This is a genomic window from Streptomyces sp. PT12, from assembly GCF_003311645.1.
Classification (GTDB): Bacteria; Actinomycetota; Actinomycetes; order Streptomycetales; family Streptomycetaceae; genus Streptomyces.
This window is the reverse complement of sequence record NZ_QEST01000167.1, coordinates 33143-47048: the sequence shown is the minus strand read 5'-3', so window position 1 is coordinate 47048 and position 13906 is coordinate 33143. Positions and strand designations below refer to the sequence as shown.

Annotated in this window: 12 protein-coding genes; 5 read left to right on the top strand and 7 right to left on the bottom strand. The window is 70.0% G+C overall.

What is annotated here, in order from left to right:
* Positions 1 to 48: 48 nt before the first annotated feature.
* Both DEH69_RS19080 and DEH69_RS19075 read right to left on the bottom strand, forming a co-directional pair.
* On the bottom strand, positions 49 to 249 hold the full coding sequence (locus DEH69_RS19080) for a DUF397 domain-containing protein (RefSeq protein ID WP_113688198.1): 201 nt from the start codon (positions 247 to 249) through the stop codon (positions 49 to 51).
* 9 nt (positions 250 to 258) lie between these two features.
* A complete protein-coding gene (locus tag DEH69_RS19075) occupies positions 259 to 1119 on the bottom strand; it encodes a helix-turn-helix transcriptional regulator (protein ID WP_113688197.1) in 861 nt (286 codons plus the stop codon).
* A 260-nt stretch (positions 1120 to 1379) separates the two neighbouring features.
* On the opposite strand from DEH69_RS19075, the gene DEH69_RS19070 reads away from it, so the two are divergent.
* From DEH69_RS19070 to fxlM, 4 genes are all read left to right on the top strand, one after another.
* Positions 1380 to 1544, top strand: coding sequence for an FxLD family lanthipeptide (locus tag DEH69_RS19070; RefSeq protein WP_113688207.1), 165 nt, complete (start codon positions 1380 to 1382; stop codon positions 1542 to 1544).
* Positions 1545 to 1623: 79 nt separating this feature from the next.
* Positions 1624 to 4674 carry a lantibiotic dehydratase gene (locus tag DEH69_RS19065; protein WP_113688196.1) on the top strand — a complete coding sequence of 1017 codons (3051 nt, stop codon included), beginning with the start codon at positions 1624 to 1626 and terminating at the stop codon, positions 4672 to 4674.
* The gene (locus DEH69_RS19060) at positions 4671 to 5867 is read left to right on the top strand and encodes a lanthionine synthetase C family protein (protein ID WP_113688195.1); all 1197 of its coding nucleotides are present in this window, start codon (positions 4671 to 4673) and stop codon (positions 5865 to 5867) included. Before DEH69_RS19065 ends, DEH69_RS19060 begins: the two co-directional genes overlap by 4 nt.
* Before the next feature lie 93 nt (positions 5868 to 5960).
* A complete protein-coding gene (fxlM, locus tag DEH69_RS19055) occupies positions 5961 to 7211 on the top strand; it encodes a methyltransferase, FxLD system (protein WP_113688194.1) in 1251 nt (416 codons plus the stop codon).
* Between the two features lie 50 nt (positions 7212 to 7261).
* Here the strand turns inward: fxlM and DEH69_RS19050 are convergent, their stop codons facing one another.
* From DEH69_RS19050 to DEH69_RS31085, 5 genes are all read right to left on the bottom strand, one after another.
* Positions 7262 to 7813: a helix-turn-helix transcriptional regulator gene (locus DEH69_RS19050; RefSeq protein WP_113688193.1), complete on the bottom strand. Its 552-nt coding sequence runs from the start codon at positions 7811 to 7813 to the stop codon at positions 7262 to 7264.
* A 108-nt stretch (positions 7814 to 7921) separates the two neighbouring features.
* Entirely contained in the window at positions 7922 to 9259 is a 1338-nt protein-coding gene (locus DEH69_RS19045; protein ID WP_113688192.1) for a M14 family metallopeptidase, read from the bottom strand.
* A 200-nt stretch (positions 9260 to 9459) separates the two neighbouring features.
* Positions 9460 to 10896 carry an aldehyde dehydrogenase family protein gene (locus DEH69_RS19040; RefSeq protein WP_309302871.1) on the bottom strand — a complete coding sequence of 479 codons (1437 nt, stop codon included), beginning with the start codon at positions 10894 to 10896 and terminating at the stop codon, positions 9460 to 9462.
* A gap of 44 nt (positions 10897 to 10940) precedes the next feature.
* Positions 10941 to 12020, bottom strand: coding sequence for an NAD(P)-dependent alcohol dehydrogenase (locus DEH69_RS19035; protein WP_113688191.1), 1080 nt, complete (start codon positions 12018 to 12020; stop codon positions 10941 to 10943).
* Positions 12020 to 12277 carry a hypothetical protein gene (locus DEH69_RS31085; protein WP_147255692.1) on the bottom strand — a complete coding sequence of 86 codons (258 nt, stop codon included), beginning with the start codon at positions 12275 to 12277 and terminating at the stop codon, positions 12020 to 12022. The genes DEH69_RS19035 and DEH69_RS31085 overlap by 1 nt, the downstream gene beginning before the upstream one ends.
* Positions 12278 to 12622: 345 nt before the next feature.
* On the opposite strand from DEH69_RS31085, the gene DEH69_RS19030 reads away from it, so the two are divergent.
* A complete protein-coding gene (locus DEH69_RS19030) occupies positions 12623 to 13873 on the top strand; it encodes an acyltransferase (RefSeq protein ID WP_258534769.1) in 1251 nt (416 codons plus the stop codon).
* The last annotated feature ends 33 nt before the right edge of the window (positions 13874 to 13906 follow it).

Here is a 13906-nt window from a genome sequence, read left to right as displayed (position 1 = left end):
CCGCACCAGCGACGAACCGTCAGCCCTCACGACACCACGAGTTCAACCTCAGTAAATGCCTTGGGATTTCACGAATTTCAGAAAGGAGCCCCAAGTCTCTGGGGTGAATATATGCGCACCCCGTTCTGGTGTCTTGCTGTCACGGACAGCCAGATGCCCGTCAATGGTCTGTGTTTCCAGGCAATCGTTACCGCCTGCGGTGCTGTAAGACGACTTCGTCCAGCGGTCTTCCGGGAGGCCGTATCGCATGTGCTGCTCTCAGTTTCGCTCAAAGGATTGCATGATGGAGGAGATCAACTCCTTGGAGTCTTCCGTCGAAAGCGCCTGATCTCTCAGGCGGTCGGATGAACGCCGGAATGGTTCCACATCATAGTCCTCCTCCAGGAAGAGCCTCCCTCGCTCATATTCCACGAGCACCAGGTCCATTTCGGATGGCTCTTTGTAAGTGAAAAGATGGAAAGAGCTGGAGATGCAGTGGTATGCGCCCCGCCTGAAAGGGAGAACCTGGATGTTCAAGTGGGGTGGGTTGCCGGCGTCGAGTAGCTTCCTGAGCTGACCTGCCATCACCTTCGGGCCGCCCACCTCGCGGTGCAACGCCGCCTCGTCCAGGATCCAGAACGCCTGCGGCGCGCTCGGTCCGTCGAGGACCTCCTGGCGGGTCATGCGCACCTGAACGCCCTCCTCGACGGTGCCGCCGCCGACCAGTGGAAAGCTGCGGATCATGGCTTCCGCATACTCGGCCGTCTGGAGAAGGCCGGGGACGAACGCCTGTCGATGCTCGAAGATGACGCTCGCCGTCTGCTCCAGGTCAATGGCCTCCTGGAGGGTGGGCGGGATGAAGTCTCCCCTCTTCTGCCACCAGCCCTTCTTCCTCCCCTGCGCGTTGAGCTGAAGGAGCCCGGAGCGGAGCCGGTCATCGTTGACCTCGCAGGCGTCGAGCCAGGTGCTCAGCTCAAGCCTGCTCAGGGTCGCCTTCCCGGTCTCGATGCGTGAGATGCGAGACAAGTCCGTCTGGAGGATGCTCGCGACGGCCTCCCGATCCAGGGCCCGCGCCTCGCGCATGCGCTTCAGCTCCAGGCCGAGGCGCTTGCGTCGCATCGTCGCCAGTGGCTTGGCCATGGTCTCTCCTCGGCTGCTGGCGTGCGCATGGTGTGCTGCTCATCATCCCCCACCTGTTCATCCAGCATCAGTGCACGGAGGTTTGGGGCCTGCTGACACGAGCAGGATTCGCACATGTGCAACTCAACGTCTTGCGACTTCACGGCAGTTGGGTTCACCGTAGTCACAGAGCCGCAGGACGTCGACTACTGGGGGTAAGTGGCGGCCTGTCTCTGCTTCAACAGGTGCTATGGGAGAAAGAGGACAAGATGGCGTCGACAATGCTGAGCACCGCAACGATCGATCGGCCGGAGTCCGACATCGATCCGTTCGACCTCGACGTGACCATCGTCACCGAGGTTGGCGCCGACACGATGCCCGACGCCTGCGGCACGGGCGACGGGTGTGAGTCCACCTGCGCCTCGGCTTGCGCCAGCGCCGTGTGACACAGCGCTCCACGGGGCCGGGGTGATTGATTCACCCCGGCCCCACCCCCCCTTCCCAACGGCGGAAGACGGAACCGACGTGAAACCGCTGTATCGACACACCGGGGTAGCGCTTCTGCGCGCCGCGGCCTCGCCTCTGAACCAGACAGCCGCCTCCTGGCCTGATGTGGGTAGCGAGGACTCGTGCCGTGAGTGGCTGGAGCAGACGTGGTCACGGCCTGGCCTCCCAGAAGCCATTCGACAAGCAAGTGTCACCCTCGCCGATCGAGTCGAAGCCGCCCTCTCGGGCGCGAACACCTCGGCCAAACAGCTCCGTCGTGCCACGCTGGCCACGGTTCGTTACCTGCTGCGCGCCACCGGCCGCCCGACCCCGTTCGGCTTGTTCGCCGGCGTATCTCCGGTCGAGCTGGCGCCGACTGCCCGAGTGCGTTGGGGACGCGAGCACCGGTCCGTTGCTCGCGTCGACACGGAATGGTTGGCCAGTGTCGCCGCCACGTTGGAATCGCAACTCCTTCTGCTGGAGCGCCTGGACGTGGTGTTCAACAATCTCGCCGTCCGGCGCGGCGCGAGACTGCAAGTCCCTCATGGCGGACCTCGGCGTGCGAGCATTCGGTACACCGACGCCGTGCGTACGGTGCGGCAGATAGCCGCGACGCGCGTGCGTTTTGGCTCTCTCGCCGACAGGGTCGCCGCGGCCTTCCCGGGGACCGACCGGGCCAGGGCGGTCTCCATGCTCACCGAGCTCGTTCAACGAGGTTTCCTCATCTCCGGCCTGCGCGCCCCGTTGACCGAGACCGACCCGCTCGGCCATCTCGTCGAACGACTCCGCGAGGCAGGGGCGAACACCGTCCCAGGCGCCGGGCGACTGCTTGAAAACCTCGAAGCCATTCAGGCCGACGTCCATCAGCACAACCACGAAGCCCTCCCAGGCGAACAAGCACGCCTGCGCGGGACCATCACGCGCCGCATGCGTGGCCTCTCAACGGCCGGGCGTACCCTCCTCGCGGTCGATCTGCTGCTCGACTGCGAGGTGCACCTCCCGAGGGGCGTTGCCCTGGAGTTGGAGCGCGCCGCGACTGCCCTGCTTCTGCTCTCGCGTCAGCCGACGGGCCAGGCCGTGTGGAAGGACTTCCATGTGGCCTTCTGGGAGCGGTACGGCACCGGCACTTTGGTGCCCCTCACAGACGTCGTCGACCCGGCCTCCGGCCTCGGCTTCCCGGCCGAATATCCCGGCAGCCTGTTGGTTTCACCTCAGCCGTGGCCGAACGAGCGGGATGAACGCCTGCTGGCGCTGGCGTGGAGAGCTGCGGTGAACGGAGAACACGAGATCGTGCTCACCGATGAACTGCTCGCCAGGTTGGCCGACGTTGAGAAAATTGACGAGTGGTGCCTGCCACCGCACGTGGAAATATCGGCCCGCGTTCATGCTGCGAGCACTGAGGCACTTCAGCGCGGCGCATACACGCTTACGGTTACCCCTGCCCGCTCTGCCGGAACGCTCACGTCACGCTTCACTCCAGCCGCGGTCGGCTCAGGTCTGGGGGAGGTATACCGAAGCGTGCCCACCCTGACTGCCGGAGCCCTTCCGGTGCAGTTATCGTTCCCGCCCATCTATCCGCACACCGAAAACGTCTGCCGCATTCCGGTCTATCTCCACGACGTCATCTCGCTGGGCGAGCACCGTCACGCGGACCGCGTGAATGCGGTCCCTCTTGACGATCTCGCCGTCACCGCAACTCGGAACAGCCTCTACTTGGTCAGCGTCTCCCGGCGGAGGGTGGTCGAGCCGCAGGTCTTCCATGCGATGGCGCTGGAGAAGCAGCCTCCGCCGCTGGCCCGCTTCCTGGCCCATCTGCCCAGAGCTTTCACCGCGGCGTGGACAGGGTTCGACTGGGGACCGCATGCCAGCCGCCTGCCCTGTCTGCCCCGCGTGCGCTATCGACGAACTGTCCTGTCTCCGTGCCGGTGGCAGCTCACCGGCGCTGATCTGCCCGACGAAACCGCCGACGAGGACACGTGGCGACAGGCCCTCGATGAGTGGCGACAGCGTTGGCGTTGTCCCGGCACGGTCGAGCTGCATGACGACGACCGGGCCCTCCGCCTCACCCTCGACGAGCCCACTCACGCCGCCATTCTGCGAGCTCACCTCAGGCGGAAGGCGCGGGCTGTGCTCACTGAGACAAGCGCCAGCGCCGATGAATGGGGATGGCTGAACGGCCACGTTCACGAGATCGCCCTTCCTCTCGTCACGACGCGTCAGCCCGCACCTTCTCCCCTTGGCGGCCTCTTGCCTCGGCTGACCAACGCCCACAGGCGCCCGCCCGGGTTCCTCGGCGCCCGATGGTTGAACGCGAAGGTCCATACGCACCCGGAGTGCTTCGACGAGATCATCGCCGAGCACCTGCCCCGGCTCCTCGCGGCCCTCCCCGGCGATCCCGCCTACTGGTTCGTGCGCTATCGCAGCCCTTTTGAGACGGACCACCTTCGACTGCGTATCCGTGCCTCGGAGGCAGAGGACTCGGATGCTCAGGTGGCCGCAGTCGCGGAGTGGGCCAATGGACTGCGGGACGCCAAGGTGGCCGGCGAGCTGGTCCTCGACAGCTACGGCCCCGAGATCGGCCGCTACGGCGACGGCGCGGCGATGGAAGCAGCCGAGGCGGCGTTCGTCGCCGACTCCCGCACCGTCGCTGCCGCCCTACGCCACCCGTCCGCCCGTGCCGTTCCCGCAACGGCCTTGGTGGCCATGGGGATGACGGCCATCACCCGGGGCTTCCTCGGCTCTCACGACGGAATGGGCTGGCTGGCCACCCGGCCCGTTCCAGCGGCGGCGGTTGTCGACCGGGCGGTCAAGGACCAGGCTCTCGACCTGTCCCTGAAGGAGCTGCCTGACCCTCTCCTTCGAGGGGCGGCGGAGCTCGGGCAGGCGTGGCAGAGGCGGGCCGCCGCTTTGGCCTCCTATCGGGAGTCACTCCCCGAGGACGCCGACGTGGACGCGGTTCTCGAGTCCCTTCTCCACATGCATCACAACCGGGCCGTCGGCATGGACCGTGAGGACGAGAAGGCGTGTCGCGCTCTCGCACGCCAGGTGGCGGTCGCGTGGCGGGCCCGACGAGGAGACGACGACCGATGAGGCAGCGCCACTCCGGACCAGCCATACCGCGGCCGGACGCCGAAGCGTGGTGGAGGCAGTCCCTCTACCGCGGGGCCGCGGGGATTGGCCTGCTGCACATGGAACAGGCCCGCATGGGCATCGGGGACTGGCACACCGCACACCTGTGGGCGACCGCGATGACTCGCGCTCCACTGATCGCGGACCCGAAGGCGTGCGGCCTGTACCAGGGCGCCCCGGCCGTCGCCTTTGCCCTCCAGGCCGCCGGACCACCGTTGTACGCGAAGGCCCTGGCGACTCTCGACGCCCACATCACCACGATGACCCTGCGTCTCCTCGAAGAGGCACATGAACGGATCGACCGCGGTCAGCGGCCCGCCTTACGGGAGTTCGACCTCATCAGCGGTCTGACCGGGCTGGGGGCCTACCTGCTGCGTCGGCACGCTGGAAGCGAACCGCTCCTCGGTGTGCTGCGCTACCTGGTCCGTTTGACCGAACCGTTGAAGACCGATGGCGTGGAACTCCCCGGCTGGTGGTCCGACAACGGCCCAGGCGACCAGCCGTCGACCGACTGGCCAGGCGGCCATGCCAATCTCGGGATGGCCCACGGGATCGCGGGGCCGCTGGCACTCCTGGGAGCGGCGATGAGACACGACAACGCCGTTCCGGGACAGGCCGATGCCATCGGCCGCATCCTCGGCTGGCTGGACCTATGGCGATCAGGCGCCGGAGCGCGGGCCTGGTGGCCGGAGACGATTTCCCGCCAGGAACATCACGAGCGCGCGACGAGACGGCCTGGCCCGGGACGGCCCAGTTGGTGTTACGGAACCCCCGGCCTGGCCCGTTCCCAGCAGATTGCCGCCCTTGCCCTCGGCGACCCTCAGCGCAAGCAACTCGCCGAGGAGGCGCTCCTCGGCTGTCTCGACGACGAACGTCAACTGGCCCAGCTCACCGACGCGTCACTGTGCCACGGCTGGGCCGGAGTCCTCCACACGACCTGGCGGACGACCACCGAAGCGGGAGGAGACAGTCCGCTGGTCGAGCACCTGCCACGTCTCCACGCCCGAACGGAGGAACACCTGCGTCGTCACGGGCCACCCCCGCATGACGGGCTGATGGACGGTACGGCTGGCGTGTTCCTGGCCCACCACACAAGCCGGGGCGACACCTCGCCCGGCTCGGGCTGGGATGCCTGCCTCCTGCTGGCGGGATGACAACTCCACGCACCCACAGCGTCACGATCAACTCACTACGCTCATGCCCGCCGCCTGGTTCAGCCAGGCCGCGCGCCCCCGGAAAGGACAACGATGAACACCGCTTCTCCCGTCAGCGCCTCGCCCGACGCGCTGCGAAACCGCATGGTCGATCGCATCGTGGAGGCAGGGGGAATCCGCTCCGCCCGCGTCGAGGAGGCGATGCGGACGGTGCGCCGCCACGAGCACGTTCCCGCCGTCAGCGTCGAGCGGGCGTACACCAACGAGGCCATCACCATCAAGCCGAACAACGACGGTCCTCTGCCCCTGAGCTGCGCCTCGGTGCCCTCCGTTGTCGCCACGATGCTCGAACAGCTCGACGTTCGAGTCGGGGACCGCGTCCTGGAGATCGGCGCCGGCACCGGCTACAACGCTGCCCTCCTGGCGCATCTCGTCGGCCCGTCAGGCCGCGTCACCACGGTCGACATCGACCCGGACGTGACGCGGCACGCACGCGAGGCGCTTGACGCAACCGGATACGACCACATCAACGTTGTCACCCGGGACGGCGCTCTCGGCGCCGCCGAAGACGCCCCCTACAACCGAGTGATCGCCACCGTGGGTGTCTGGGATGTCCCTGCTGCCTGGTGGGAGCAGCTCGCCCCCGGCGGGCGCCTGGTACTGCCGCTGCGCTGGCGCGGACAGACCCGAAGCGTCGCCTTCACCCGTGAGGACGACTGCATGGTGTCGGACTCCGTCGAGCTCTGCGGCTTCCTCCCCATGATCGGGCAGGACGGCGAACGCCAGGGGCACATCGACGACGACGGGCACGTCACCCTCCACTGGGACGCGGACCAGCCCATCGACCCCGAAGCGCTGAGGGGCGTGCTCGACCACGCCCCGGTGACCGTCTGGTCGAACGCCACCGTCGGCCCCGAGGACCCCTTCGACGGCGTGTGGCTCCGCATGACCGCGGCAGAGCGGGGAACCTGCCGCTTCGAGGCACAGCAGGCCGCGGTGGACGCCGGTCTGCGCAAGCCCGCCATCCTCAGCCGCACTCCCGCGCTGGTGGAGGATGACTCGCTGGCGTACTTCGTCTTCGAACGCCTCCCCGGCGAGGAGGGCGGCACCCCCCGATTCGCGTTGGGGGCGGCTGGTTACGGCCCGGCCGGTGCCGACCTGGCGTCCCGGCTGTGCCGACAGATCAATCTGTGGGACAACGACAGGACCGTGCAACCGCTCATCACCGTCTACCCGTCGAACACCCCCGGCGACCGACTCGTGAGCGGCTACGTCATCGACAAGCCCGAAGCGCGCTTGGTGATTTCCTACCCGGCGAGCACCCGGGACCGGCCCGCGTCATGAGTCTCCGTTCTCCCTGTTGACGGACACAGGGCGGCCTAACGACGGGCGCCCTAACGGCGGGCGGCCGTGATCATGATCAGGAGGGGGACGAGCCGCGTGGGCGGCACCTGGTAACGGCCGCGCGTGGTCGTCTCCAGCCAGCCGGCGGCCACCAACTGCCGCAGATGGTGGTAGATCTGGCCCGTCGTGCCGAGACCGTCGAGCTCCGTGAGCTCGGCGACCGCGCTGCGCCCCTCGAGCAGGGCCTGGACGAGCCGCAGCCGCACCGGCTGCCCCAGCGCGCCCAGCGTCTCGGCGAGCTCCGACCAGTCCGTGCCCAGCACGGCGTCGGTCGCGGCGGAACGCTCCCACTCCACCCGCTGGCCGCTGGGCACGACCACGGACCCGGCGAACAGGACCCCGCCGTGCTCCGCCTCCTCCAGGCGCTCCCTGAGGTGCGGCAGCGCCCAGTACGTGTCGGGGTAGGTGTCGGGCGGCTCGGCCTCGCCCCCCGGGGGCCGCGCGCCGCCGCCGAGCCTGGACTCGAGCTCGGAGACCCGCCGGGCCAACTCGGCGACCTGCCCGGCCAGAACATCCCGGGACGGCGCGGCGGACTCACTCATTCCGCCAGCCTAGCGCCGCCACGCCGACCACGCCCGTGTCACCGCCACCGCCCGCCCCACCGTGACCGGCCGCGCCACGGCCGGTCACGGTGTGCGGCGCGGGGCGGCTCAGGCGGCGCAGTACTCTCCCTCGAGACCCGCGGCCCGGTAGGCGCAGTCCGCGTAGGACAGCAGCGTCAGCACGGCCTCCCTGTTGCGGCTGGTCTCCCGGTCGATCACGTCCCCCGGCGGGTAGAACCCACCGCCGCCGCTCGACGTCGGGTACATCTCGAACGTGAACGAGAAGATCCCCTGGTCCGCCCAGAACCAGTCGTTGATCGTGCCGTCCGTGATGTAGAGGTCGCTTGACTGCTGCGGGGTGTAGCCGTTGCTGTCGGCCATCGCGGTGCCCAGCGCCTCGAACGCCGCCGCGTCGTCCGCGGTGAGCCCGGGCGCGGTGTCCGCGTAGGTGAAGCCGTAGGGCCACAGCACCAGTTCGCCATAGGTGTGGAAGTCGATGTGCGCGGTGATCTGCTGCTCGCCGCCGACCACGCGGCCGCGCACGAAGTCGGCGACCACGGTCGTCTCGGGGCCCGACTCGGGGGCGGAGCCCCGATAGGTCTCGCTGCCGGGCGAGCCCGAGGAGCCACCGCAACAGCCCCATTCATAGGCCCAGTTGCGGTTCAGGTCGGTGCCTATGGAGGAGGAGCCCGCGTTGGGCTGCCGGTTCTTGCGCCAGCTGCGGAACGATCCCGACTCCTGGTCGTAGACCTTGCCGTCCGGGTTGACGGAGGGGATCAGCCACACCTCGCGGCTGTCGAGGAGGGCGGTGATCTCGGGGTCGGTGCCGTACTGGGAGGTCAGCTCGCCCAGGGTGTAGAGCGCCATCTCGACGGTCAGGTGCTCGCGGGCGTGCTGGTTGTGGGTGAACAGCACCTCGGGCTCGTCCTCGTCGGCGGCCACGTTCGCGCTGACCTTGACCGCGACGATGTCGCGGCCCTCGTGGGACTGGCCGATGACCTGGCTGCTGACCAGGTCGGGGTAGGCCGCCTCGGCCTCGGCGACGGCGGCGAGCGCCTCGCCATAGGTGTGGTAGTCCCCGGGCGCGGCGGCGGTGATGGGGCCGCCGCGCCCGGTCGGCGCGGTGAGGGCGGTCAGCTCGTAGCCGAGGTCGGCCAGGCGCTGGGCGTGGGCCTCGTCCGCGGTGATCACCACGGACGACGAACGGACCTCGTCGATCGCGGTGCCGGTGCGGGCCAGGGCCGTGCGGGCGTGGGCCGTAGCCACGTCGCCGACCTCGTACTGCCTGACGGCGTCCGCCGCCCGGGCCCGGCCGTCGGGGGCCGAGCCTTCCGAGGCCGAGCCTTCGGGGGCCGCGGTGGCCTGCGCTCCGGTCGTGACGGCCAGGGCGAGGGTGAGAACGGTGGCGGCGATGGCGGTCCGCCTGCCGCGCGGAAATCTGCGCATGCGCATCTCCTGGGTGGGGGTGGCGCCATGATCGCGATAATGGCATGGTCAGGTCAATACGGCCTGTGGCCCACCAGGCCCGCGCGGCGTGCGGCGGCCCGCACCGCCTCACCAGAACAGCGCGGCGTCCGGCGACGTCTGCCCGTACGTGACCTGCGCCGCGGTGTCGATGTGCACACGGCCAGGGGCGGCCCCCGGCGTCAGCCGGTGGCCGGGCGGAGCCTGACCTGGAGGTCGGTGTAGGCGGCCAGGCCCCAGGGGCCGTTCTCGACACCCAGGCCGCTCGCCCGGTGGCCGCCGAACGGCAGGTGCGGCAGGACACCGTTGCCGTGCGCGTTGACCGAGACCTGCCCGGCCTCCAGCCTGGCCGCCACCCCGGCGGCCCGCCCGGGGTCGGCCGACCAGACCGAGGCGGTCAGCCCGTAGGGCGCCGCGTTCACCCGGCGCACCACCGCGTCGAGGTCCCGGTAGGCGACGACGGGCAGCACCGGGCCGAACTGCTCCTCGTCCACGACGCGGGTGCCGTCCGCGGCGCCGGCGAGCACGGTCGGCTCGAAGAAGTAGCCGGGCCGGTCGATCTGTCGCCCGCCGACCGCGGCCACCGCGCCGTGCCGCAGCGCGTCATCGACCAGCCCGCCGACCCGTTCGTACTGGGGGCGGTTGCTGACCGGGCCGAGCTGGGCGCCGGGCACGGTGCCGGCGTCGACCCGCACCGCCCTGGCGCGCGCCGCGAGCGCCTCGACCAGGGGACCGGCCAGTCGGCTCGGGGCGTAGACCCGCTTGGCGGCCATGCATGCCTGCCCGTTGTTGACGAAGGCGGCCCCGAAGAGCGCGTCGGCGATCGCCGTCGGGTCGGCGTCGTCCAGCACCAACGCCGGGTCGTTGCCGCCGAGTTCCAGCGTCAGCCGCTTGAGGTCAAGGGCGGCGGTGGCGGCGACCTGGCGGCCGGTGGCCACCGAGCCGGTGAAGCTGATCTTCCTGGGCGTCGGGTGGGCCGTCATCAAGGCGCCCAGCCGGTCGCCGCCGCTGACCACGTTGAGCACGCCTGGCGGCAGCACAGGGCGCAGGACCTCGCCGAGCAGCAGGCTGGTCAACGGGGTGTACGGGGACGGCTTGAGCACCACCGTGTTCCCCGCGCGCAGCGCCGGGGCGATCTTCCAGGCGGCCAGCAGCAGCGGGTAGTTCCATGGGGTGATGGCGGCCACCACGCCAAGCGGGCGGCGAAGCACCTCGACGGCGGCGCCTGGAGTGGCCTCAGGGGCGGGCTCTGGCGCCCGCTCAAGCTCGGCGAAGTAGCGCAGCCAGCGCCCGGTGGAGGCAACCTCACGGCGGGCCTGGTCGAGCGGCTTGCCCTGCTCCGCCGTGAGCAGCGGCGCCAGTTGGCCGGCGGCGGCGTCCACGGCGTCGGCGGACCGGCGCAGCAGCGCGCGGCGCGCCGCCTCGTCGTGGCGCCAGGCGGGGAACGCGGCGGCCGCCGCCGCCATCGCCCGGTCCAGCTGGGGCGCCGCGCAGTCGGGCGCCTGGGCGAAGACCCGGCCGGTCGCCGGGTCGATCACGTCCAGGGTGCCGGTGGCCGGCAGCGCCACCCCGTCGACGGTCATGGTGCGGGCGTCAAGCCCGCTGGCGGTCCCGGTCATGGTTGTCCTCTCCTGGCGCTCCGCCCGGGTGCGCGGTGGGTGGGTCAGGGGCTGCCAGGCAGCAGGACCGGCTTGATGGCCGTCCCGTCGGCGGCGTCGCGTTCCGCCTCGTTGACCGCGGTCAGCGGGTAGCTGCGCACCAGGCGGTCGAAGGGCAGCCTGCCCTGCTTCCAGAGCCCGATCAGCCGGGGGATGAACTGGTGCGGCACGGCCTCGCCCTCGATCAGGTAGCGCAGCATCCGGCCCGCCAACAGCTGTGGCCGCACGGTGAGCTGGCCGCTGCCGCCGCCGACGAGGCCGCAGCTCCCCCGGGGGCGCAGCACGGCGATCGCGGTGTGCATCACCTCAGGGACGCCGGTGGTGTCGAGGGTGTGATCCACCTGGCCGACGGCCGCCGCCAGTTCGGGCTCCGCGCCGTCCACCGCGCGGGTGGCGCCAAGCTCCAGGGCGAGTGCCAGGCGGCGCGGGTGCAGGTCGACGGCGACGATCTCGTCGGCGCCCGCGATCCGCGCCGCCATCACGGCCGCCAGGCCGACCGTCCCGACGCCGAAGACGGCGATGCCCGCGCCGGGCGGCACCCGCAGCGAGTTGAGTACCGAGCCGACCCCCGTCTGGATGCCGCAGGCCAGCGGCCCGAGCAGGGCCAGCGGCAGCGCCGGGTCGACAGGGACCACGTTGCGCTCGGTGGCGAGGGCGTGGGTGGCGAACGAGGACTGGCCGAACCAGCGGGCGGCGAGCGGGCCGCCGGCCAGGTCCCGCGCGCCGGTCGTGCCGTCAGGCCGGGTTCCGGTGAGGTTGCGAGCGGTGAACTCGTCGCAGTACGCGGACGATCCGGCCTGGCACTGCCCGCACCAGCCGCAGGAGTCGTAGCTGAGCACCACGTGGTCGCCGGGGGCGATCCGGCGCACCCCTGGGCCGACCGCCTCGACGACGCCCGAGCCCTCGTGGCCGAAGACCATCGGCAGCGGCAGCGCGGGCCGGTCGCGCAGCAGCAGGTCGGTGTGGCACAGCCCGACGCCCACCACCCGGACCAGGACCTCGCCGGGTCCTGGGTCGGCCAGCTCGAACTCCTCGATGGTGAACGGCTTCGCCGGATCCCGCAGTATGGCGCCGACCGCCCGCATCAGGCCGCCCCGGAAGCGGCGCCGCGTTCGTCCTGGCCCGAACGCCGCTTCCTTTCCGACGCGGGGTAAGCGAATGCGGCGTGGTGCGCGGTGCGTTCCGGATATTCCACCGAGCCATTGTCGTCGGCCGTCGCGCGCGGCGGGAAGTGCCTGCCGGACATGGTGGTGCGAACACCAGTCAACGAGCGGCGGACGCCCGGCTCGACCCGGTGTGCCGGGGGTTTCGCGGGGGCGGCGCGGCGCAGGGTGGTGCTCACAACACCCCTATAAATCCGCCCCGGTTGTTCCGCGCCGGGTCTAGTAGCTTTCACTGCGTTCCGGCGCTTTTCCCCGGGTGGGGCCCGCCTTTGGAAGCGGCCGGAGCAGGAACGCACTCGGTGACGAATCTCGGTAACGCATTCGGTAACGCATGTGGTGGCGCGTTCGGCGAGGAATTCGAGGAACGCGCCCGGAGTCCAGCGCCCCGGAACCGCTCGGTCGGTCCAACTTCGCGGCGGCGGAGGAAGTTCCCGGCGCCGGTCCGCCGACGCGGGCGGTGCGGCACCGCGGCGTTCGGCGCCACCACCGGCTCGCAGATCCCCTCACCCCCCAAGGAGCAGAACGTGTCGACGGACAGAGTGCCCGTGCCCGGGCAGGAATCGGCGGACGGCGCGCCACCGCCCGCCGCCGCGGCGGCGCCGGGGCGTGCCCGGTCCAACCGCCTCAACACGCTCACCGGGCTGCGTTTCCCCGCGGCGTTCGTGGTCTTCATCTACCACGCGTCGCTCCTGGGCTACCTGGGCGTCCCCTGGCTGACCAGCGAGTCCGCCGTGACCACCTACAACAACGCCGTCAGCCACCTAGGCGCGCTCGGCGTCACCTTCTTCTTCGTGCTCAGCGGCTTTGTGCTCACCTGGTCGGCACGGGACAGCGACACCGCGCCGCGCTTCTGGCGGCGCAGGCTGGTCAAGATCGTCCCCAACTACGTGCTGGTGTGGGGCCTGGCCATGGTGGTGTTCGCGGCGCCGCTCACCGACCTGGAGATCGGGCTGCTCAACCTGTTGATGATCCAGGTCTGGTACCCGGACTTCGCCGTCAACTTCGGCGTGAACCCGGCCGGCTGGTCGCTCGCCGTTGAGCTGGTCTTCTACCTGTCGTTCCCCGTGCTGCTGCACTGGGTGAAGAAGATCCCGGTCCAGCGGATCAACCTGTGGATCGTCGGCGTGATCGTCGGCATCTTCGCCACGCCGTTCCTCTCCGTGCTGCTGGTCCCCGAGGGCACCCTCTTCATGGACATGGAGCCTGAGACCTCGGTCAACCAGTACTTCTACTCCTACATCCTGCCGATCCCGCGCATCCTTGACTTCGCGCTCGGCATCCTGGTGGCCCGCGCGGTGATGGCCGGCACCTGGCGGAACATCGGCATGATCTGGTCCGGCGCACTGCTCGTGGCGAGCTATGTGGTCGGCTACTACACGCCGTACATCTACTCATCGAAGGCCATCTGCATCGTGCCGGCCGCCATGCTGATCGCCGCGGGCGCGATCGCCGACAACGAAGGGCGGTTCACCCTCTTCCGCAACAAGGTGATGGTCTGGCTCGGCGACATCTCCTTCGCCTTCTACCTGGTGCACTACACGGTGATGGTCGGCGTCTGGAAGATGCTGGGCAGCAACGCGTACTCGATCCCCGGCGCGGTCGGCCTGATGGCGCTCTTCCTCGGCGCCTCGATCCTGGCCTCCTGGGCGCTGTACGCGCTGATCGAGCGCCCCCTGACCCAGCGCTGGTCGAACCCGAGGAAGAAGCGTCCTGCGGCCGCCCCCGTGGTGGCCGGAACCCGTCCGCTTGCCACCCAGCGGGCGGGCGGCGAGTGAGCTGAACTCCCCGTCGCCCGGCCGGTGTTGACG

Bases quoted from the DNA above. Each gene is read 5' to 3' on its own strand.
- fxlM (WP_113688194.1), top strand. From the start codon at position 5,961: ATGAACACCGCTTCTCCCGTCAGCGCCTCGCCCGACGCGCTGCGAAAC.
- DEH69_RS19060 (WP_113688195.1), top strand. From the start codon at position 4,671: ATGAGGCAGCGCCACTCCGGACCAGCCATACCGCGGCCGGACGCCGAA.
- DEH69_RS19050 (WP_113688193.1), bottom strand. From the start codon at position 7,813: ATGAGTGAGTCCGCCGCGCCGTCCCGGGATGTTCTGGCCGGGCAGGTC.
- DEH69_RS19080 (WP_113688198.1), bottom strand. From the start codon at position 249: ATGCGATACGGCCTCCCGGAAGACCGCTGGACGAAGTCGTCTTACAGC.
- DEH69_RS19075 (WP_113688197.1), bottom strand. From the start codon at position 1,119: ATGGCCAAGCCACTGGCGACGATGCGACGCAAGCGCCTCGGCCTGGAG.
- DEH69_RS19040 (WP_309302871.1), bottom strand. From the start codon at position 10,896: ATGACCGGGACCGCCAGCGGGCTTGACGCCCGCACCATGACCGTCGAC.
- DEH69_RS19035 (WP_113688191.1), bottom strand. From the start codon at position 12,020: ATGCGGGCGGTCGGCGCCATACTGCGGGATCCGGCGAAGCCGTTCACC.
- DEH69_RS19045 (WP_113688192.1), bottom strand. From the start codon at position 9,259: ATGCGCAGATTTCCGCGCGGCAGGCGGACCGCCATCGCCGCCACCGTT.
- DEH69_RS19070 (WP_113688207.1), top strand. From the start codon at position 1,380: ATGCTGAGCACCGCAACGATCGATCGGCCGGAGTCCGACATCGATCCG.